Source organism: Streptomyces sp. 3N207 (assembly GCF_052246355.1).
In the GTDB taxonomy this organism is placed as follows: domain Bacteria; phylum Actinomycetota; class Actinomycetes; order Streptomycetales; family Streptomycetaceae; genus Streptomyces.
In genome coordinates this window covers 21,986-42,087 of record NZ_JBQQBV010000012.1, presented here as the reverse complement: position 1 = coordinate 42,087, position 20,102 = coordinate 21,986, and the positions used below count along the sequence as shown (strand labels likewise).

The 20,102-nt window shown below is 71.2% G+C and carries 17 protein-coding genes; 3 read left to right on the top strand and 14 right to left on the bottom strand.

Annotation, left to right across the window (positions count from 1 at the left end; all coding sequences use genetic code 11):
* Positions 1 to 53: 53 nt before the first annotated feature.
* The 3 genes from ACTWP9_RS19680 to ACTWP9_RS19670 all read right to left on the bottom strand — a co-directional run bounded on the left by ACTWP9_RS19680 (position 54) and on the right by ACTWP9_RS19670 (position 2,058).
* Positions 54 to 503 (bottom strand): hypothetical protein, encoded by a 450-nt coding sequence (locus ACTWP9_RS19680; RefSeq protein ID WP_443247534.1) that lies wholly within the window; start codon positions 501 to 503, stop codon positions 54 to 56.
* Positions 504 to 628: 125 nt separating this feature from the next.
* Positions 629 to 1,186 (bottom strand): potassium channel family protein, encoded by a 558-nt coding sequence (locus ACTWP9_RS19675; protein ID WP_443247533.1) that lies wholly within the window; start codon positions 1,184 to 1,186, stop codon positions 629 to 631.
* Positions 1,187 to 1,275: 89 nt separating this feature from the next.
* A complete protein-coding gene (locus tag ACTWP9_RS19670) occupies positions 1,276 to 2,058 on the bottom strand; it encodes a FadR/GntR family transcriptional regulator (protein ID WP_443247532.1) in 783 nt (260 codons plus the stop codon).
* A gap of 249 nt (positions 2,059 to 2,307) precedes the next feature.
* On the opposite strand from ACTWP9_RS19670, the gene ACTWP9_RS19665 reads away from it, so the two are divergent.
* Together ACTWP9_RS19665 and ACTWP9_RS19660 are read left to right on the top strand one after the other, a co-directional pair.
* Positions 2,308 to 2,826 (top strand): gluconokinase, encoded by a 519-nt coding sequence (locus tag ACTWP9_RS19665; protein WP_443247700.1) that lies wholly within the window; start codon positions 2,308 to 2,310, stop codon positions 2,824 to 2,826.
* 65 nt (positions 2,827 to 2,891) lie between these two features.
* Positions 2,892 to 4,295 (top strand): GntP family permease, encoded by a 1,404-nt coding sequence (locus ACTWP9_RS19660; RefSeq protein WP_443247531.1) that lies wholly within the window; start codon positions 2,892 to 2,894, stop codon positions 4,293 to 4,295.
* Between the two features lie 31 nt (positions 4,296 to 4,326).
* On the opposite strand, the gene ACTWP9_RS19655 is transcribed toward ACTWP9_RS19660, so the two are convergent.
* From ACTWP9_RS19655 to ACTWP9_RS19615, 9 genes are all read right to left on the bottom strand, one after another.
* Positions 4,327 to 5,034 carry a response regulator transcription factor gene (locus tag ACTWP9_RS19655; protein ID WP_443247530.1) on the bottom strand — a complete coding sequence of 236 codons (708 nt, stop codon included), beginning with the start codon at positions 5,032 to 5,034 and terminating at the stop codon, positions 4,327 to 4,329.
* On the bottom strand, positions 5,031 to 6,353 hold the full coding sequence (locus ACTWP9_RS19650) for a sensor histidine kinase (RefSeq protein ID WP_443247529.1): 1,323 nt from the start codon (positions 6,351 to 6,353) through the stop codon (positions 5,031 to 5,033). Before ACTWP9_RS19650 ends, ACTWP9_RS19655 begins: the two co-directional genes overlap by 4 nt.
* 31 nt (positions 6,354 to 6,384) lie before the next feature.
* Positions 6,385 to 7,701: an FtsX-like permease family protein gene (locus ACTWP9_RS19645; protein ID WP_443247528.1), complete on the bottom strand. Its 1,317-nt coding sequence runs from the start codon at positions 7,699 to 7,701 to the stop codon at positions 6,385 to 6,387.
* On the bottom strand, positions 7,698 to 8,600 hold the full coding sequence (locus ACTWP9_RS19640) for an ABC transporter ATP-binding protein (protein WP_443247527.1): 903 nt from the start codon (positions 8,598 to 8,600) through the stop codon (positions 7,698 to 7,700). Before ACTWP9_RS19640 ends, ACTWP9_RS19645 begins: the two co-directional genes overlap by 4 nt.
* Positions 8,601 to 8,876: 276 nt before the next feature.
* Positions 8,877 to 10,022, bottom strand: a complete 1,146-nt coding sequence (locus ACTWP9_RS19635; protein ID WP_443247526.1) for a magnesium and cobalt transport protein CorA — start codon at positions 10,020 to 10,022, stop codon at positions 8,877 to 8,879.
* A gap of 261 nt (positions 10,023 to 10,283) precedes the next feature.
* Positions 10,284 to 11,273 (bottom strand): zinc-binding dehydrogenase, encoded by a 990-nt coding sequence (locus ACTWP9_RS19630; protein WP_443247525.1) that lies wholly within the window; start codon positions 11,271 to 11,273, stop codon positions 10,284 to 10,286.
* 153 nt (positions 11,274 to 11,426) lie between these two features.
* Positions 11,427 to 12,767 (bottom strand): NAD(P)/FAD-dependent oxidoreductase, encoded by a 1,341-nt coding sequence (locus tag ACTWP9_RS19625; protein WP_443247524.1) that lies wholly within the window; start codon positions 12,765 to 12,767, stop codon positions 11,427 to 11,429.
* Between the two features lie 219 nt (positions 12,768 to 12,986).
* Positions 12,987 to 15,071: a PhoX family protein gene (locus tag ACTWP9_RS19620; protein ID WP_443247523.1), complete on the bottom strand. Its 2,085-nt coding sequence runs from the start codon at positions 15,069 to 15,071 to the stop codon at positions 12,987 to 12,989.
* A gap of 177 nt (positions 15,072 to 15,248) precedes the next feature.
* Entirely contained in the window at positions 15,249 to 15,539 is a 291-nt protein-coding gene (locus ACTWP9_RS19615; RefSeq protein ID WP_443247522.1) for a hypothetical protein, read from the bottom strand.
* Between the two features lie 374 nt (positions 15,540 to 15,913).
* Between ACTWP9_RS19615 and metG the strand changes: the two genes are divergently transcribed.
* Positions 15,914 to 17,524, top strand: a complete 1,611-nt coding sequence (metG, locus tag ACTWP9_RS19610) for a methionine--tRNA ligase (protein ID WP_443247521.1) — start codon at positions 15,914 to 15,916, stop codon at positions 17,522 to 17,524.
* A gap of 40 nt (positions 17,525 to 17,564) precedes the next feature.
* Here the strand turns inward: metG and ACTWP9_RS19605 are convergent, their stop codons facing one another.
* Both ACTWP9_RS19605 and aspS read right to left on the bottom strand, forming a co-directional pair.
* Positions 17,565 to 18,113 carry a Uma2 family endonuclease gene (locus tag ACTWP9_RS19605; RefSeq protein WP_443247520.1) on the bottom strand — a complete coding sequence of 183 codons (549 nt, stop codon included), beginning with the start codon at positions 18,111 to 18,113 and terminating at the stop codon, positions 17,565 to 17,567.
* 135 nt (positions 18,114 to 18,248) lie between these two features.
* Positions 18,249 to 20,027, bottom strand: coding sequence for an aspartate--tRNA ligase (gene aspS / locus ACTWP9_RS19600; protein ID WP_443247699.1), 1,779 nt, complete (start codon positions 20,025 to 20,027; stop codon positions 18,249 to 18,251).
* Between the last annotated feature and the right edge of the window lie 75 nt (positions 20,028 to 20,102).

The window sequence follows — 20,102 nt, the reverse complement described above, 5'->3', positions numbered from 1 at the left end:
TCTTCTCACCTCCGCCGCCCGAGTGCCCCGGCCGCCCGGCTCCAATCCATCGCCTAGGTCGGCACGATCAGCCGGGCCTTTCCCTGCTGGGACGCGTAGTCGAGGGTCTGCCAGGTGCCGGACTGGGTGCTGGTGCCGACCGGGAAACCGATCACCATGCTGGAGCGGTCCACCATCCACCGGTTGCGGGCCAGATACGCGGCGTCGTCCAGCGGGTCGGCGCCGAGTTCGACGACCTCCGCGAGGCGGTCCCAGGCGCGGTTGACCGCATGTCTTGCCTCGGGCGGCTGCTGGTCCAGCGTGCCTGGTACGGCCACGGTGAGCCACGCGTTCGTCTCGTTCGCCAGCCACGTCAGCGCCAGGCTGTCGATTCCGCGGGCGCCGCCGAGGTAGAAGTGGGCGTCGGCCGCGAACGGCGCCAAATACGCCGTGAAGAGCTGCGCATAGTGGGCGGGGTCGTGGTGCCCCGCCGTACGGCTACCGGTGATGGTCACAGTACGCATCGTCTTGTACCTGTCCCTGACTCAGCTGACGTGGCTCGGACGGCCATCCCCGTGAGCGATCGTTCGCAAGGCCGCTTCGCATCCTCGCACGGGGCACTGACAGCGCCCGCGGCGTCGGCGGTGACTCAGCCGGGACCGGGTTTCCGGGGCCTCCCTCGTGGGGGGCGGCGCGCTGCGGTGCGGCGCAGCTTGCCGGTGAGGGAGGTCGCGGCGGCGGTGAGGAAGACCAGTGTGTAGAGGATCTGGAGCAGGATGAGCAGGCGTGCGGACTGACCGCGTGGCTGGATGTCGCCGTAGCTGACGGTGGCCAGGGTCAGCAGCGTGAAGTAGAAGGCGTCCAGCCGGGTGCGCAGGCCGTGGAACTCGCCCGGATCGTGCGAGATCACGAAGTACGCCGAGGAGAACACCAGCACCGACAGGCACATCAGCGACACCAGGGCGACGACCGTGCCGGGCCGGTCGAACATCGCGTCCCGCATGTGCTTGAGCAGCAGCGCGGCGATGGCCGCCAGTACGACGATGAACACGGTCCAGCTCAGCGCCGGCCGCTCGGGCCCCAGCACCTGCGCCGGCAGCAGGAAGTACGCCACGAAGAGCACCGCGACGGCCGGGCCCAGCAGCGGCCACGCCCAGGACGGTGCACCGGGGCGTGGCGGGGAGGTGTCGCCGGAGGGCTCTGCCATGAGCTCATCGTCGACGCCTCCGCGCGGGCCCGCGCCCTGGAAGGCACCTGCCGGTGACCGCGTGACCTCTTCGGGCGAGCCGCAGGGAACTACGGCGCCAGTACGTCCAGCTCCGCCATGGCGTCCTCGGTGATGGTGCGCATTATGCGTTCGGCGCGGGCACCGTCGCGCTCGCGGACGGCCTCGGCCACCTGGACATGCAGGGTGACGGCCTCCTGGCGGGGGTCGCTGAACATCACGTCGTGCTGGGTACGGCCGGTGAGGACGGCCGCGACGACATCACCGAGGCGGGCGAACATCTCGTTGCGGGAGGCGCGCAGCACGGCGCGGTGGAAGTCGATGTCGTGCACCAGGTAGTTGTCGAGCTGCCCGCCGCGCGAGGTGGCGACCATGCCCAGGGCGTGCTCGGTCAGTGCCGCGCACTCCTCGGGTGTGGCCTGCTCGGCGGCGAGGCGGGCCGCGACCGGTTCGACGGCAGAGCGCAGCACCGTGAGGGAGCGCAGCTGGCGGCCCCGGTCGGCGCCGGCGAGGCGCCAGGTGATGACCTGCGGGTCGTAGACGTTCCACTGCTCCGGGGGCAGCACGGTGACCCCGACCCTGCGGCGCGACTCCACCAGGTGCATGGACTCCAGCACCCGTACGGCTTCCCGCGCCACCGTGCGGGAGACCTCGTAGCGCGCTGCCAGTTCCTCGGTGAGCAGCACCATGCCCGGCGGGTACTCACCCGCGGTGATCGCGGGGCCGAGCGAGGCGAGCACCCTGCCGTGCAGTCCGCGCTCGCGCACCGGGGCCGCCCCCCGGCCCGGCTCGGAGCCGGGCCGCTCCGAGCCGCCCTGCCCGGAGTCGTCAGCGTCCTCGTTCTGGCTGGTCATGCGTCTCCCCGGTCGTCTCCACCCCTGCCCGTGCGCTCGGCGAACGCCCGGGACGTTCAGCCTACGTGCTCCTCGTCACGGGCAATTAAGTATGACCAATTGGTTTCCAACTATTGAATACGTGTGACCTATGAGGTTGAGTGTCCTGCGCACCGAGGTCGATGTCGATGAGGACGGTGAGATGAGGTGCGGAGGCAGACCACCGGGGTGACCGGTCAGGAGGTCGGGGTCGAGGACGTTGTGGTCGTCATGGGAGTGGCGGGCACCGGCAAGACCACCGTGGGGCGGCTGCTCGCCGACGCGCTCGGCGTGCCGTACGCCGAGGCGGACGCCTTCCACCCGCCCGCCAACGTCGCCAAGATGTCCACCGGGACCCCGCTCGACGACGCCGACCGGGCGCCGTGGCTGGATGCGATCGGCGCCTGGGCGCACAGCCGCGAGGGGCTCGGCGGGGTCGTCAGCTGCTCGGCTCTCAAGCGGGCCTACCGCGACCGGCTGCGGGCCGCCGCCCCCGGAATCGTCTTCCTCCACCTCACCGGCGACCGCGCGCTGATCGCCCGGCGGATGGCCGGGCGCGCGGATCACTTCATGCCGGTCGCGCTGCTGGATTCGCAGTTCGCGACCCTCGAACCGCTGGCGCCGGACGAGCCCGGCGTCGTGGTCGATGTCGCTCCCGGGCCGCAGGCAGTCACCGGGCAGGCCCTGGCCGAGCTGGGGTCACCTGCACTTTCCCGTTTTCATACCGTCCAGTCGGTCAGCAATCTCTGACCCCTCCCCTGACCCACTCCCCTGACCCACTCCCCTGACCCACCCACCGCGAAGAAGGAAGAGCCGTGCGCCATCTCAGTGCCGAGATGCTGGCCGCGGGGTCACAGCAACCGGACCCCATCACGTCCGCCGGCAACGCCCAGTTGGGGATCGCCGCGCTGGTCGGCATCGCCGTCATCGTCGTTCTCATCACCCGGTTCAAGCTGCATGCGTTCCTGGCGCTGACCGTCGGCACCCTCGCGCTGGGTGCCGTGGCGGCGGCGCCGCTCGACAAGGCCATCGAGAGCTTCAGCACCGGCCTCGGGGACACCGTCTCCGGCGTCGGCGTCCTCATCGCGCTGGGCGCCATCCTCGGCAAGCTGCTCGCCGACTCCGGCGGTGCCGACCAGATCGTCGACACGATCCTGGCCAGGGCGAGCAGGCGCAGCATTCCCTGGGCGATGGCGCTGATCGCGGGCATCGTCGGATTGCCGATGTTCTTCGAGGTCGGGCTGGTCCTGCTGATCCCGGTGGTACTGCTGGTGGCCAAGCGCGGCAACTACTCGGTGATGCGCGTCGGTATCCCCGCGCTGGCCGGGCTGTCCGTGATGCACGGGCTGGTGCCGCCGCACCCCGGCCCGCTGGTCGCCATCGACGCGATGGACGCCAACCTGGGCGTGACGCTGGGCCTCGGCCTCGTCGTCGGTATCCCCACCCTCGTCGTCGCGGGACCGCTGTTCGGCAAGGTGGCAGCGCGCTGGGTCGACACCACACCGCCCGAAGGGGTCGTGCCCGAGCGCGCCGACGCGGAGCTGGACCGTCGGCCCGGGTTCGGCAGCACGCTGACGACGGTGCTGCTGCCGGTCGTGCTGATGCTCGCCAAGGCGCTCGCCGACATCGTCATCGACGACCCCGAAGACACCGTGCAGCGCGTCCTGGACGTCGTCGGCGACCCGATGATCGCGCTGCTGGTGGCGGTGCTGGTCGCGATATTCACCCTCGGCAGGGCCGCGGGATTCACCAAGGACCGGCTCTCCTCCACCGTGGCGGGCTCGTTCGGGCCGATCGCGGGCATCCTGCTGATCGTCGGCGCGGGCGGCGGCTTCAAGCAGACGCTGGTCGACGTCGGCATCGGCCAGATGATCCTGGACCTCTCCAAGGACTGGTCCGTCCCCGCACTGCTGCTCGGCTGGATCATCGCCGTCTGCATCCGGCTGGCGACCGGCTCCGCGACGGTGGCCACGGTCTCCGCCGCGGGACTGGTCGGCCCGCTGACCACCGATATGTCCACGACGCAGACCGCGCTGGTGGTACTCGCCGTCGGCGCCGGGTCGCTCTTCTTCAGCCACGTCAACGACGCCGGATTCTGGCTGGTGAAGGAGTACTTCGGGATGAACGTCGGCCAGACGATCAAGTCCTGGTCGGTGATGGAGACGATCATCTCCGTCATCGCGCTGGTGCTGTTGCTGCTGCTGTCGCTGCTGTTGTAGCGCTGCCGGATCTTGCCGGGAGGGCGGCCCGTCAGTGCGGGTCGCCCTCCTGGCCTTCCTGGTAGCGGTCTTCCAGATAGTGCAGCACTGCCTGGACGCGGCGGTGGGTGGCCGTCGTACGCGGGATCTCCAGCTTGTCGAAGATGGTGGCCGTGTGCTTCTCCACCGCCCGCTGGGAGATGTCCATCCGGGTGGCGATGGCCGCGTTGGTGAGCCCCGCGGCCATATGCGCGAGGGTCTCGTGCTCGCGTGGGGTGAGTGCCGCGAGAGTGGGGCGGGACCGCAGCAGCCGGGAGATGACGTCCGGGTCCAGCGCTGTGCCACCGGCCACCACCCGGTGCAGCGCCTCAACGAACTCGTCGACGTCCAGTACGCGGTCCTTGAGGAGGTAGCCGATACCGGCCGGGCCGTCGGCGAGAAGGGTGTGCGCGTAGCTGGTCTCGATGTACTGGGAAAACAGCAGGATGCCCAATCGGGGGTGACGGCGGCGCAGTTCGGCCGCCGCGCGCAGCCCCTCGTCCCGGTGCGTGGGGGGCATCCGGATGTCCGCCACGACGGCGTCCGGGCGGGTACGCTCCACGGCCGCCAGCAGCGCATCCGGGTCGCCGACCGCCGCGGCCACCTCCAGGCCCCGGTCGGTGAGCAGCCCGACCAGCCCCTCCCGTACGACGACCGCGTCCTCGGCGATCACCAGCCGGAGTGCCTGTTCCTTCGGCGCTGGTCCTGTCGGGCTCGTCACCTGGTCGTCTCCCCCTGTGCTGCGGCGAACGGCAGGCGGACCGTCGCTCTCGTCGGGCCGCCGGGCGGGCTGTCGAGGGACAGTGTGCCGTCCACCGTGCGGACGCGTTCGGACAGGCCGCGCAGCCCGGAAGAGCTGCCCCGTGCCGGCGGGACGGGGGGAGCGCCGCCCCGGCCGTCGTCCTCGACCACCAGCACCAGGACGCGGTGAGGGAGCTCGAGTTCGACGTGGGCGGTGACCACGATGCGGCTGGCGTCCGCGTGCCGGGCGGCGTTGGTCAGCAGCTCGGCCGCGCAGAAGTAGGCGATGGTCTCCACCGCCTCGGGCGGGCGCGGCCCGGCCAGCAGTCGGGACCGCAGCTCCACCCGCAGCGACGGGGACTCGATGTCCGAGCGGAGGGAGGCGAGGGCGGGTGCGAGGCCCTTGTCGAGGACGGGCGGATGGATGCCGCGTACGAGGTCGCGCAGCTCGCCCAGCGCGGTACGGGCCGTACCGAGGGACTGCTCCACCAGATCGCGGGCCTTGGCGGCGTTCGCCGGGGACGGCTCGGACGCGCGGAGCGCCTCCTTGGCGCGGGTCAGCGCCATGGCGAGGGCGATCAGGCGGGCCTGCGCACCGTCGTGCAGGTCGCGTTCGATACGGCGTAGGGTGGCCGCGGAGTCCCGTACGGCCAGGGCCCGGGTCTCCTCCAGATCGTGTACGCGCGCGGCCAGGTCGTCGCTGGGCGGCGGGGCGAGCAGCGTACGGGCCAGCAGCCGGACCAGCGCGGTCAGTTGACGCCCCGCCCAGCCGGCCACCACCAGCAGCACCAGCCCGGCGGCGGCAACGGCCAGTGCCCGGGACCAGCTGTCGAGCGGGACGGTGCCGGTGAGTTCGAGACCGTGGTGCCCGTTCTGCCACACGGCCCGGAACCACAGCGGGTACGACAGCAGGGCCAATCCGTAGAGCCGTAGGGGCAGTTGAACGGCGAAGAGGAGCACGCCGAGTGGTGCGCTGATCACGGCGTACGCCGCACACCTCCAGGACGCGGCATCGTTCGCCGCGCGCAGCGGGCCCGGCCGGGGCGGCGCCGGTACGTCCTCGCCGAGCAGCCCGCGCAGCAGCACCCGGTGCACGGCCGTCAGCCCGCGGACGGCCGTCAGCACGAGGGAGAGCACCGGCAGCCCCGCGCGGGTCACACACAGGGCCGCGCCCACTGCGAGCAGCGCCAGGGCCGGTACGCCCAGCAGGGCGGGGATCACTCCTGCGAGGGCGTACACAAGGGCTCGGCGTGCCTTGCGGGTTGCGGGGAGGCCGAGGAGGTCAAGGGCTGCTGTCACGGTCACCATTCTGGTTGTGGGCGGCACTTCCTCACCCCGGTGCCCGCCGCAAGTGGCCCGGCAGGGGGGCCAAGGTGGCGGCCAAGGCCAGGGCTAGCACTCCCGCGCCTGTGCCCGCCCAGGTCGTCAGCGGCAGTGCGGACAGCGAAGCCCCCGCGGCGTCGCCCAGCGGCAGCGTCACCGCGAGGGCGACGGCGACGCCCGCGCCGAAGCCCGCGCAGGTGACGGTCAGCGCCTCGGCCACCAGCATCCGCAGCACCTGCCCCGCGCCCGCGCCGACCGCCCGCAACAGTGCGACCTCGCGGCGGCGTTCGGCGCTGAGCAGCACCATGGTGTTGGCTGCGGCGAAGGCGGCGAAGGTCGCGTAGAGGACCGTCGCGAACAGGTCGACCCAGGACGGTTCGGCGACCGCAGCCAGCGCGGCCAGCTTGACCAGCGTGAACGCCACCACCAGAGCGACCGGCGTGATGGCCGACGACAGCCGCCGGGAGGTGGCCCGGGCCTGCGCGAACGCCAGCTCGACGGCGGCTCCGCCACCCAGCGCACGCGGCAGCGTCAGCAGCCGTACCGGCACGGCCAGCAGCCGGGCGGCCGCCCGCCCGATCGCGGGCCCCGCGAACCCGACCCCGACCAGGTAGGCGAGCAGCACCAGCGGCAGATGCTCCCCCACGTCCTCGCGCGGCCCCGCGGCAGTGATCGCCGTCAGCACCGCGGCGCCGAACAGGGCGAGGACGGCACCGATGCCGCGGACGACGCCGGTGAGCGTGACCCCGCGGCGGGCGCCCGCCGCGTCGCCGAGCGCGTCCATCGGGCGGGCCCACGCGGCGCGGTGTGCGGCCAGCAGCCCGCCGAGCTGCGAGGTGACGAACAGCACGCCTGCCGCCGCGAGTGCGGGCGGCCAGCCGACGGAGAGGGGGACGCCGTGCGGCAACAGCCCGTGCGCGGCCATCCCGTCCCGCCACCCGTATGCGAGTACGCAGCCGAGTCCGTAGCCGACGGGCAGCGCGGGCAGCGCCGTGCACAGTGCCTCGGTGGCGACCGTACGCCGGATCTGCCACGGCAGCGCCCCCACAGCGCGCAGCACCGCGTTCTCCCGCGCCCGCGCGGCCACGGTGAGCGCCATGACCTGGGCGATGACGAAGACGGACAGGTAGACGGTCACCACGGTGAAGCCCGCCCCCATGGTGCTCACCGCCTCCCGCGCCTCTCCCGCCGGGATCCCGGCGGCGATGCGCAGCATTGCGACCGAGGCGGTGACGACGGTCGCGGAGAGCACGAGCACGGAGAACACCCCGGCGAAGGCGCTGGGCCGCGCCCGCACGGAGGCCCGGGCGAGTCCGGTGGTCATACGGCCACCTCCGCCCGGTCGCCCTCCGGCGCGGCGCCGCTGCCGGGCCCGGTGAGGGTCCGCATCCGCCGGGCGATGTGCGCCGCGGCCCCGCCGTCCCCCCGTAGGACGGCGGGACCCGCACCCCCGCTGCCGGGCCCGGAAGCGCTCCCCCTGCCGCTTCCGGGCCCGGCCTCCCCCCTCCAGGCGACGGCCGTGTACTCGTCCACGACGAGGCCGTCCGCCAGGAACAGCACCCGGTCGGCGTGGGCAGCCGCCGCCGGGTCGTGCGTGACCATCAGGACCGTGGTGCCCAGCTCGTCCACCGACTGCCGCAGCAGCGCCAGCACTTCCTCCGCGGTCGTCGGGTCGAGCGCCCCGGTCGGTTCGTCGGCGCAGACGACCTCCGGTTCGGTGACGAGCGCCCGCGCGAGGGCGACGCGCTGCTGTTGGCCGCCGGAGAGTTCAGCGGGACGGCGGTGGGCGCGGTCGGCGAGACCGACGCGGGCCAGCGCCTCCCGGGCCGCGGTGCGGGCGCGGCGGGTGCCGGTGCCCGCCAGCCGCAGCGGGAGCCCCACGTTCTGCTCCGCGGTCAGCGCGGGCAGCAGGTTGAAGGACTGGAAGACGAAGCCGATCCGCTCCCGGCGCAGCCGGGTGAGGGCGCGGCGGCCCATCCGGGTCAGCTCCTGCCCCGCGATCCGCACGCTGCCCCGGGTCGGCCGGTCGAGGCCGACAGCGCACTGCAAGAGGGTGCTCTTGCCAGAGCCCGAGGGCCCCATCACCGCCGTGAAGCTGCCCCGTGCCAGCTCCACGTCGACGCCGCGCAGCGCGTCCACGCCGCCCCTGCGGCGCCCGTAGCGCCGGGTGACCCCCGCCATGACCAGCGCGGCTCCGTGCCGTTCATTCTCCGCGTTCACCATGCCCACGACGCTACGGAGCCGCAGGTCAGCCCGCGATGGAGCGTGCACCCGGAATCGGGGTTCGGGATTACCGAACCCCGCATGGGCGGCTGCGGGGGCACCTCCCGGACGGAGTCCGCGGGAGCAGACTGCCCAAGCACAGCAGGGGGAGCGCCCCGTCAGGGGCGCGGGGAACTGCGCGACCAGCCATGGGGGCACCTCCCTGCTCGAAGAGCTCGGGGGAGCACCCGCAGCCTGCCGACGGCCGGCAAGGGGCACCCCCTCACCGGCGCAAGCTCACAACCAGCCGTTTCTCCGGAACGCGCGGTACATGGACACGCAGGTGACGGTGATGACGAGGAGGGTCAGCGGATAGCCGACCGGCCAGTGCAGCTCGGGCATGTGGTCGAAGTTCATCCCGTAGATGCCGCACACCATCGTCGGGACCGCGACGATGGCGACCCAGGCGCTGATCTTGCGCATGCCCTCGTTCTGGGCGGTGGAGACCTGCGCCAGATGGGCCTGGAGGATCGAGTCGAGGAGCGCCTCGAAGGAGGCGATCTGCTCGGTGACGCGGGCCAAGTGGTCGGCGACGTCCCGGAAGTACTTGCGTATCTCGGGGTCGATGAGGCGGTTGGGCCGGTCGGAGAGCAACTCCAGCGGCCGGGCCAACGGCAGGGTGGCGCGCTTGAGTTCGAGCAGCTCGCGTTTGAGCTGGTAGATACGGCCGGTGCCGGACAGCCCACCGCTGCTGCTCCCCCCGAACGGGCTCTCGGAGGCGAAGACGTCGCTCTCCAGATCGTCGATGTCGGTCTGCACCTCGTCCGCAACCAGCAGATAGTCGTCCACGACGTGGTCGGCGATCGCGTGCAGCACGGCCGCCGGGCCCTGTGCCAGCCGCTCCGGCTCGGCCTCCAGCGCCTCGCGCAGCGGGCCGAGGGAGCCGTGCCGGCCGTGCCGTACGGTGATCACGAAGTCGGCGCCGGTGAAGACGATGATCTCGCCGGTGTCCACCACCTCGCTGGTGGCGGTCAGCTTCTCGTGCTCCACGTAGGTGACCGTTTTGAAGACGGCGTACATCATGTCGCCGCCGAACCACTCGGCCTTCGGGCGCTGGTGCGGCTCCAGGGCGTTCTCCACGGCGAGCGGGTGCAGCCCGAACAGCTCGGTGATGCCCTCGAACTCGGCCTCCGTCGGCTCGTGCAGACCGATCCAGACGAAGCCGCCCCCTTCGCGGCTGCTCCCGCCCTTGCGTACGCAGGCCAGCGCGTCCGCGATACCGCACTCCGCCATCAGCCGCGTGCCCTCGCGGTCGTAGGCGACACAGCTCACCACGGAGGTGCCCAGCGGCGAGCGCGCCGGATGCGACAGGTCCACCCCCGGACGCGACGCGCGTGGCCGCACCACTCTGCGCAGGCTGCGCACCACCGGCACCGTGGGCATGGGGGCTCCTCAGACTTCTCGCCGTTCCTCGGTCTCCCCCAACTGTGCCCGGATTCCCCCACCGAATGCGTGCCCCCACGCGGCCACCAACTCATTCCGGAACAAGGGCGGGCATTCCGGAACCGCTCATTCCAGGACACTCATTGCAGAAAGCCGCAGAACGGATGGCCGCCGGATCGAGCAGCACCCGGACGTCGTCCTGCGGCTGCTCCGGCGCGAGCGTGGCCCCCCGCGGCGACGGCCTCCCGACGGCCTACGGCGCTACGGGATCAGGACGACCTTCCCCGTTGTCTCCCGCTGTTCGAGGGCTTTGTGCGCCTGGGCGGCGTCGGAGAGGGGGAAGGGGTGGGTGGTGTGGGAGAAGACACCGGCGGCGGTACGGGCGAGGGCTTCGGCACGGTAGGCGGAGGCGTGCTCGGGGTGGGCGAGCAGTGCGCCGAGGGCGTCGACGTGAGTGAGATCGCGGGCGGCGAGCTCGTCGAGGGAGGGGGTGAACTCCGTGCCGGAGATGGCGCCGTACGTCACGAAGCGGCCGCCCGCGCCGAGCAGCCCGAAGGCGGTGCGGGCCTTTTCGCCGCCGACCCCGTCCAGTACGGCGGTGAGGGTGCCGCCCCCACCCGGACCGGCCAGCCAGTCGGCAACCGTCCGCTGCCAGTCGGGCCGGTTGTAGTCGACGGCCAGGTCGGCACCCAGTTCGCGGACGGCCGCCGCCTTCGCGGGGCCGCCGGCGGCGCCGATCACCACCGCGCCCAGCGCGTGGAAGTGCTGCACCAGGAGCCGCCCCATGCCGCCCGCGGCGGAGTTGATCAGCACCACGTCCTGCGGACCCAACTCCGCCTGGGCGAGCACGCCGACCGTCGTCCCGCCCGTCACCACCGCCGCGACGGCGGACTCGTGGCTGAGCCCTGACGGGCGCTCCAGCAGCTCGGTGACGTCCGCGACGGCCAGCTCCGCGTAGCCGCCGGGGGTGCCGCTCGCGGTCACCACGTCGCGGCCCAGCCAGCCCGGGTCGACGTCAGGGCCGACCGCGTCGACGGTGCCGGAGACCTCGCCGCCGAACACGGCGGGCAGCTCGGGCAGCGGCGGTACGAGGCCCTCGGTCACCCCGGCCCGCAGGACGGTCTCGACGGCATGGACCCCGGCGGCGCGGACGGCGATCCGGACCTGTCCCGGGCCGGGTTCGGGGTCGGGCAGCGTCTCGTGGCGGAGGTTCTCGGCGGGGCCGAACGTATGCAGGACGACGGCATGCATGGTGGTGCCTTCCGGCTCGGGGCTCTCGCTGGCTGCGAGAGCTCCACCCTCCGACTTCAACCTCGCTTCAAGTCAAGCTTCAGCGGCCACCACGGGAGAACGCACGGACGATCTCCCGGATGACGGCGCCGACCACGGTACGGAAGAACCACCTCATGGCGTCAGCTCCCGGGCTCGTTCCTGGGTGAGGTAGGCGTCGGTGGCCTCCATGTCCTGGAGGGTGGCGGGGCGGCGGGAGAGGAAGCCGGTGCGCAGGAAGTCGTCACCGGTCAGCGCGTTGAGGTTCCAGTTCGCCACCGTGCGGGCCTTCGCGGTGAAGGTGGGGAGCGCCATCAGGTGGTAGCCGCGCGCGATGACCTGCGCGCGGAACCCGGAGAACTCGTACCCGAGCGGACGGGCCACCGCGTCCGTGCCGCCGAGGTCCACCACCAGACCGAGGTCCTTGTGCCGGTAGGGCGTCATGGGCTCGCCCCGCAGCGCGGCGATCAGATTGCGGGCCATGTGCTTGCCCTGGCGGCTGGCGTGCTGGGCGGTGGGCGGGCACACCGCGCCGCCGACCTTCGTCAGATCGGGTACGGCTGCCGCGTCGCCCAGCGCGTACACGCCCGGATGGCCCGGCACCGTGAAGTCGGCGTTGACGACCAGCCGCCCCTTGATCGTCTCCGCGTCCAGGGTGCCGATCAGCGGGCTGGCGGCGACACCTGCCGTCCAAATCAGGGTGCGGGAGGGCAGCACCCGGTTGTCGGTCAGGGTGATCCGCCGCTCCTCGGCCTTGGCCACGGAGACCCCCAGCGAGACATCGGTGCCGCGCTCACGCAGGATCTGCTGGGCACGCCGCCCCAGCTTCGTGCCGAGCTCCGGCATCAGCTTGGGCGCGATGTCCAGCAGATGCCATTTGATCAGGTCGGGATCGAGCCGCGGATAGCGCTTTGCGGCGGAGTTGGTGAGCCGCTGGAGGCAGGCGACGGTCTCGGTGCCCGCATAGCCGCCGCCGACCACGACGAACTGCAACCGCTCCTTCTGCTCCTGCGCGTTGGTGCTGGCCGCCGCCAGATCGAGCTGGGCGATCACATGGTCGCGGATATAGGCGGCCTCGGCGAGCGTCTTCATGCCGCGCGCCTGCTCGTCGAGTCCGGGGATGTCGAGGCTGCGGGTGACGCTGCCGGGGGTGACGATCAGCCGGTCGTAGCGCTGGTTGACGGTCTCGCCGCTGATGAGCCGGACCACGCACATCTTCCCGTGCGGATCGATCCCGATCACCATGCCGGGGACGATGGAGGTCCTGCGCAGCAGCCTGCGCAGCGGCGGCGCGACCGACTGCGGGGTGAGCACCCCGGCCGCGACCTGGGGGAGCAGGGGGAGGTAGAGCTCGTAGCTGGCGGGGGTGACGAGGCTGATCTCCGCCTCTTCGGGCCGCAGACCACGCTCCAGTCCGCGCGCACACTCGACCCCGGCGAAGCCGCCGCCGACGATCAGAATCCTGGTTCGCTCCATGGCTGCACCCGCAATGGTTCGAGTCTTTTCTCCCCTTTGCACTCCTTGCCGTCTTTTACCCTCGCATGCACGTGCGGGCGCCGCCACCGCGCCCCCAAGGGGGGTGGCGCCCCGAAGGGGCGCGGGGAACTGCTCCCCCAGCCTCCGGCCGGGAGGTGCCCCCACCAGCCACAACCGACCGGCAGCCCGCCCGCACCCCCAGGGGCACCCCTAATCGGCTCACCGTCCGACTTCGGAGCCGTCCTTCGGCCAGACGGCCACCACCGCGGGGCGGACATGGGTGCCCGGTCCGTCCGGCCAGGTGGAGGCGGGCTTCTCGACCGAGGCGCCGTCCACCTCCCCGGGGTGCTGCACACAGACCAGCACCCGGCGGTCCTGCACCAGCGGGCCGCAGGTCTCGGCGCCCGTCGGGACGGTCAGGAACTGCCTCACCTCACCGCGCCGCGGCCCCGCCGTGGCCACGCCGAACAGCCCGTCGTGCGAGCCCAGCTCGTTGCCGTCCGTGGACAGCCACAGGTTGCCGAACGCGTCGAAGGTGACGTTGTCCGGGCAGGAGATCGGGCTGACCTGGTCCTTGGGGAAGCCGCCGAAGTAGGTGCCCGGGTCCTCCGGGTCGCCGCAGACCAGGAAGAGCCGCCAGGAGAAGGTCCGGGAGGTGGGGTTGTTGCCGCGCTCGGCGAGCTCCAGCACCTGCCCGTGCTTGTTGGCGCTGCGCGGGTTGGCCTCGTCGGGCCCCGGCTTGCCGTCCTTGCCGCGGTCGGTGTTGTTGGTCAGCGCCACATACACCCGGCCGGTGCGCGGGCTGGCCTCGATGTCCTCGGGGCGGTCCATCTTGGTGGCGCCCGCCTTGTCGGCGGCCAGCCGTGTGAAGACGTACACCTCCTCGGCCGTCATGCCCTCGACGAACGACTTGTCGCCGCTGGCCAGCGGGAGCCACCGGCCGGTGCCGTCGAACTCGCCGTCCTCGGGCAGCGTGCCCTTGCCGTCGATCTCCTCGGCCGGGCTGTCGCCGGTCAGCTTGGCGACGTAGAGGGTGCCCTCGTCCAGCAGGGACATGTTGTGGCGGCGGTCCTCGGCGCTGGTCCCGCGGCGCATCGTCTTCTTGGAGACGAACTTGTAGAAGTAGTCGAAGCGCTCGTCGTCGCCCATGTAGACGACCGCGTGCCCGTCCGGGGACAGCCGCGGCTGGGCCGCCTCGTGCTTGAAGCGGCCGAGCGCGGTGTGCTTGCGGGGCGTGGAGTCGGGGTCGTACGGGTCCAGCTCGATCACCCAGCCGAAGCGGTGCACCTCGTTCGGCTCCTTGGTGAGGTCGAACCGCGGATCGAACTCCTCCCAGCGCCGCTCGCTGGCCCCGCCCACCACGCCGTACCGCTTGAGCGCTGCGGCGCGCTCGGGGTCGGTCACCTTCTCCGCGTTGGCGAAGTACTGGTTGAAGTTCTCCTCGCCGGAGAGCACCGTGCCCCAGGGGGTGGTGCCGCCCGAGCAGTTGTTGAGCGTGCCCAGCACCCGGCGCCCGCGCGGGTCGGCCGTGGTACGCAGCAGCGCGCCGCCCGCGGCCGGCCCGGTGACCTCGAACGGTGTGGTGGCGGTGATCCGCCGGTTGAGCGGGTGGCGGGGTACGGCACGCAGCGCGCCCGTACGCTCCTGGCCGGCCACGGCGACGATGGACAGGCCGTGCGCCGCCCAGGCGATCTCGACCTGCTCGCGGGTGGGCTTCTCCGGGTCGTACCCGGCGAACATCAGCACCTCGTCCGTGTACTCGTGGTTGGCCACCATGAGCTGGTCGGCGCCTTGGCTGCGCTGCTTCGAGGACAGCGGCAGCAGCGTGAGGAAGTCGTTGTTGTAGCCGAACTGTCCCGCCTGCGCCTTGGCGGTCTGCCGCTCGGGGTCGAAGTCCGGCGCCCCGCGCAGGATGGGCTCGCCCCAGCGGATGACGATGTTCTGCCCGTACCCCTCGGGGACGGTGACCTTGTCCGCGGTGTTCGGCGCGACCGGCTCGAACCGCAGGCCCTTGGCCGCCCGGCCGCCCGCCTTGTCGCCCTTGGCCACCGGTACGGCGGCCGACGCGGTCCCGGAGCCGGGACCGGTGACCCCGGTGCCCACGGCCGTGGCGGCGACACCGACGACAGCACCGGCGCGCAGCACCGACCGGCGCGAGAGGGCCCGGGCGATGACGTCGCCTGCGTACTCGTTGGAGCTGGTGTTGGGCACCTCGTGGAAGCAGGCGTCGCCGCAGCGGTAGCGGCAGGTCATCGCTGATCTTCCCGTGGGGTGCGAAGTGAGCAGCGGCAGCGGCTTTCGCATCGTCGTTCCTCCGGTCCGTGCGCGGTATGCGCGGTGTGCGCGATGGCGCGGTCTGCGCTTGTACGCCGTACGCCGCCGTGACGCTAGGCGCACGGGTGCGCGAAGGAGCGACCTCAGGGTGAACCCCGGGTGAATACGCGATCACCCGCGAAGCCTGAGCAGTCCGAAGGAGGGGCGCTACGGCCTGGGGGTACCTCCCGGCCGGAGGCTGGGGGAGCCCTCGCGCGGGCCCGTGGCCGCCCACTCCTCGTCGTCGAACGCCACCCGCATGGCCTCCGCGTGGGCGATCGTCTCGCCGATCCACTCCGGGGCGAGCGAGGTCTTCGCATAGTCACGGGCGCAGGGCAGGCAGGCGTACGCGCTGCCGCCGGGCCCGGAGCCCGTCTCGATGATCGCGATCAGGGCGCGGTGCCGCACCGGCAGATCGCAGCGGCAACACGTACCGGGGTTGGGCCCCTCGGACTGCACGCCGCCACCTCCTTCGCCGTCACTGTCGTCGCTCGACCGCCACATTGCACACGACGCACCCGGCACATCACCGTGCGTCGCCCCCCGTCGGCGGGGCGGCATTGCCGCAGCCAGCGTCCCCGTCAAGGGGCCAACGCTTTGCCCAGGCCGCATCGTGCCCGCGTCGCGCCGGTAATTGAGCGTTCGTCGCCGTCTGAGTGCACGCATGTAGCCGAACGATGACCGTTGTTCTTCGGCTGCGACGGCCCCCACCAGGAGTGACCGATCGCTCGGCACCTTGACGCTCCGTGGCCGGGAGGGTGGAGACACCGACGGAGGAACCGGCGGAAAAGCCGACGGGAAAAGGGATGGCACACGGCCGATAGGATTCGGGTATGGCGGCCACTGGATCAGAGCAGGCGGGCACCGAGGCGTACTACGTCTCGACCCCCATTTACTACGTGAACGACGCTCCCCACCTGGGCCACGCCTATACGACCGTCGCAGGCGACGTGCTCACCCGCTGGCACCGTCAGCGCGGCGAGAAGGTGTGGTACCTCACCGGCACGGACGAGCACGGTCAGAAGATCATGCGCACCGCCGAGGCCAACGGGGTCAGTCCGGGCGAGTGGTGCGACAAGCTCGTCGAGGAGTCGTGGAAACCCCTCTGGAAGCATCTGCAGATCGCGAACGACGACTTCATCCGCACCACGGAGAAGCGGCACACCGACCGCGTCCAGGAGTTCGTCCAGGACCTGTACGACCGCGGTGAGATCTACCAGGGCGGCTACGAGGGCCCGTACTGCGTGCCCTGCGAGGAGTACAAGACCTACGGCGAACTCCTCGACGGAGAAGGAGAGTACGCGGGACAGAAGCTGTGTCCCATCCACAAGAAGCCCGTGGAGATGCTCCAGGAGGAGAACTACTTCTTCAAGCTCTCCGCCTACGGCGAGAAGCTGCTGGCGCACTACGAGGCGCACCCGGAGTTCATTCAGCCCGAGTCGGCGCGCAACGAGGTCATGCAGTTCGTCCGGCAGGGCCTGGAGGATCTGTCGATCTCCCGCTCCACCTTCGACTGGGGCATCAAGATCCCGTGGGACGACAAGCACGTCATCTACGTATGGGTCGACGCGCTGCTCAACTACGCCACCGCTGTCGGCTACGGCTCCGACCCGGAGAAGTTCGGCTCGACCTTCCCGGCGGATGTGCACCTGGTCGGGAAGGACATCCTCCGCTTCCATGCGGTGATCTGGCCCGCGATGCTGATGGCCAACGGGCTGCCGCTGCCCAAGCGGGTGGTGGCCAACGGCTGGCTGATGGTCGGCGGCGAGAAGATGTCCAAGTCCAACCTGACGGGCATCTCGCCGCACGAGCTGACGGACCACTTCGGTGTGGACGCCTACCGCTGGTACTTCCTGCGTGCCATCGCCTTCGGCCAGGACGGCTCCTTCTCCTGGGAGGACTTCTCGGCCCGCTACACCAGTGAGCTCGCCAACGACTACGGCAACCTGGCCTCGCGGGTGGCCGCCATGGTCGGCAAGTACTTCGACGGCGCCCTGCCCGAGGCCCTGGCGCACGGCGATGCCGAGCAGGCCATCGCGGACGGCCTGGCCAAGGCGGTGCGCGAGGCGGACGAGCGGATCGGTGAGCAGCTCGACTTCGCGGGCGGCATCGCCGCGATCTTCGACTTCATCAAGCAGGTCAACGGCTACCTCACCGAGCAGGCGCCGTGGAAGGTCGCCAAGGACGCCTCGGCCGAGGCCCAGGCCCGCCTCGCCACGATCCTCTACACAGCCGCCGAGGCACTCCGCGCCTGCGCCGTGCTGCTCAATCCGGTGATGCCCGAGTCCAGCGCCAAGCTCTGGGAAACCCTCGGTGCCGAACCGGCCCTGGGCGCCCTCCCGGACCAGCGCACCCCGGAGGCCGCCGAGTGGGGCAAGCTCCCCGCCGGCACGACGGTCACCAAGGGCGCGGCGCTCTTCCCGAGGCTGGAGGAGACGAAGTAGGACTCGCGGCCATGGACTGAGCCCCGCCTGCGGGCGGGGCTCAACGGCTCGGGTACGGATGCCATCCGGTGGTCGGCACGCTGAAGCCCAGCGGCTCCGGCAGTGCCAGCGGCTGGCCGAAGATGCCCTTCCCGGTCTCCACGTAGCAACGGCCGTCCAGCTCCAACACGTGCCATGTGGCGTCGTTGGGGTCGACAATCACATAGATCGGCACTCCGACGGCCGCGTATCGCTCCCGTTTGTCCTCGTAATCCCGCTTGATGGCGGTCCGTGTCGTGGAGACGGTCTCCACGACGGCGAGCACGATCTGCACGGGCCAGTCGGGCTCCGCGTCGTCAGCGGGCCGGTCCTCGCTCCGGAGGACGACAGCATCGGCGCGTGGCCGGTAATCGTCGGCCACCAGCAGTCCCCGCTCGGACCACGCCTCGAAAGGCTCCGGCGTGTGACGGACGAAGGTACGGCCGGGGAAATCGTGCAAGTGCCCCGGGTTCGCCTGCATCACGAGTTCTCCGTCCAGCAGCTCCACGTGCAGCCCGTCCGGCACGTCGAGCTCGTGCCACATGCTGAGCAGTGCGTTCTTCTCCGCCACGATCGGCCTCCAGCGCTCCGTTGCCCTGAGACCAGAGTATGCGGCACACCCCGAGGAGCCGGCCCATGGACGCCAACGGGCCCGGAGCCTCCTCGGAAGGGGCCCCGGGCCCGGGGGACGTGTGTGCGCCGCGCGTTACTGCGCGGGCTTGACCTGCGGGGGCTTGCGCACCGAGAGGTGGAGCTCCCTCAGCCGGGCCTCGTCGACCTCGCTGGGGGCGCCCATCATCAGGTCCAGGGCGTTGTTGTTGAGCGGGAAGGCGATGGTCTCGCGGATGTTGGGCTCGTCCGCGAGCAGCATGACGATGCGGTCGATGCCGGGGGCGATACCGCCGTGCGGCGGGGCGCCGAAGCGGAAGGCGCGCAGCATGCCGCCGAACTCGCGCTCGACCTCCTCGTTGGAGTAGCCCGCGATGCCGAACGCCTTGAACATGATCTCCGGTTCATGGTTCCGGATCGCGCCGGAGGACAGCTCGACGCCGTTGCAGACGATGTCGTACTGCCAGGCCAGAACGTCGAGCGGGTCCTTGGTGCGGAGTGCTTCCAGGCCGCCCTGCGGCATGGAGAAGGGGTTGTGGGAGAACTCGATCTTGCCGGTCTCCTCGTCCTTCTCGAACATCGGGAAGTCCACGATCCAGCAGAACCGGAAGACGTTCTCCTCGAAGTGCCCGGCGCGCTTGGCGGCCTCGACCCGGACCGCGCCCATGATCTTGGAGACCTCGTCGAACTCCCCGGCACCGAAGAAGACCGCGTGGCCGGGGGCAAGGCCCAGCGCTTTGGTGAGCGCCTCGACGTTCTCCTCGGTGAGGAACTTGGCGATGGGCCCGCTCAGCGAACCGTCCTCGGTGACCCGCACCCAGGCCAGGCCCTTGGCGCCCTGCTCGACGGCGAAGTCGCCCAGCGAGTCGAAGAACTTGCGCGGCTGCCCTGCGGTGTCCGGCACCGCCAGGGCGCGGACGTGCTTGTCGGCGAACGCCTTGAAACCGGAGCCGGCGAAGATGTCGGAGACGTCGGTCAGCTCCAGCCGCGCGCGCAGATCCGGCTTGTCCGAGCCGTACTTGACCATCGCCTCACGGAACGGGATGCGCGGGAACGGCGAAGTGACCTCGCGGCCCTCGCCCAGCTCCTGGAACAGCTCGGTCATCACCTTCTCGATGACACCGAAGACATCCTCCTGCTCGACGAAGCTCATCTCCATGTCGAGCTGGTAGAACTCGCCCGGCGAACGGTCGGCGCGCGCGTCCTCGTCCCGGAAGCAGGGCGCGATCTGGAAGTAGCGGTCGAACCCGGCGATCATCAGCAGCTGCTTGAACTGCTGCGGCGCCTGCGGAAGCGCGTAGAACCTGCCCGCGTGCAGCCGGGAGGGGACGAGGAAGTCGCGGGCGCCCTCGGGGGAGGTGGCCGACAGGATGGGCGTCGCCAGCTCGTTGAAGCCCTGCGCGACCATCTTCGCGCGGATGGCGGCGATGACCTTGCTGCGCAGCATCACGTTGCGGTGCATACGCTCGCGGCGCAGGTCGAGGAAGCGGTACTCCAGGCGCCGCTCCTCGTTGACGCCGTCCTCGGCGTTGATGGTGAAGGGGATCTGCTCGGCGCCGCCCAACACCTCGATCTGGGCGACCTCCACCTCGATCTCGCCGGTGGGCAGCTCGGGGTTGACGTTCTCCTCGCCGCGCGCGGTGACCTTGCCGTCGATGCGGACGACGCTCTCCTTGGCCAGCGAGCTGAGCTGGTGGTTGATCTCGCTCGACTCGTCGCGCACGACCAGCTGCACGATGCCGTAGTGGTCGCGCAGATCGATGAAGAGGATGCCGCCCAGGTTCCGGCGATTGTGCAGCCAGCCGCTCAGCCGGACGTCAGTGCCGACGTCCGTGGCGCGAAGCTCGCCGCAGGTGTGGGACCGGTACCGATGCATCATTCATCCAAGTCGTTCGGCTCAGGGGTCACAGTGGAGTACCCCTCAGACTACCGCCCTGAGCTACCCTGCCTC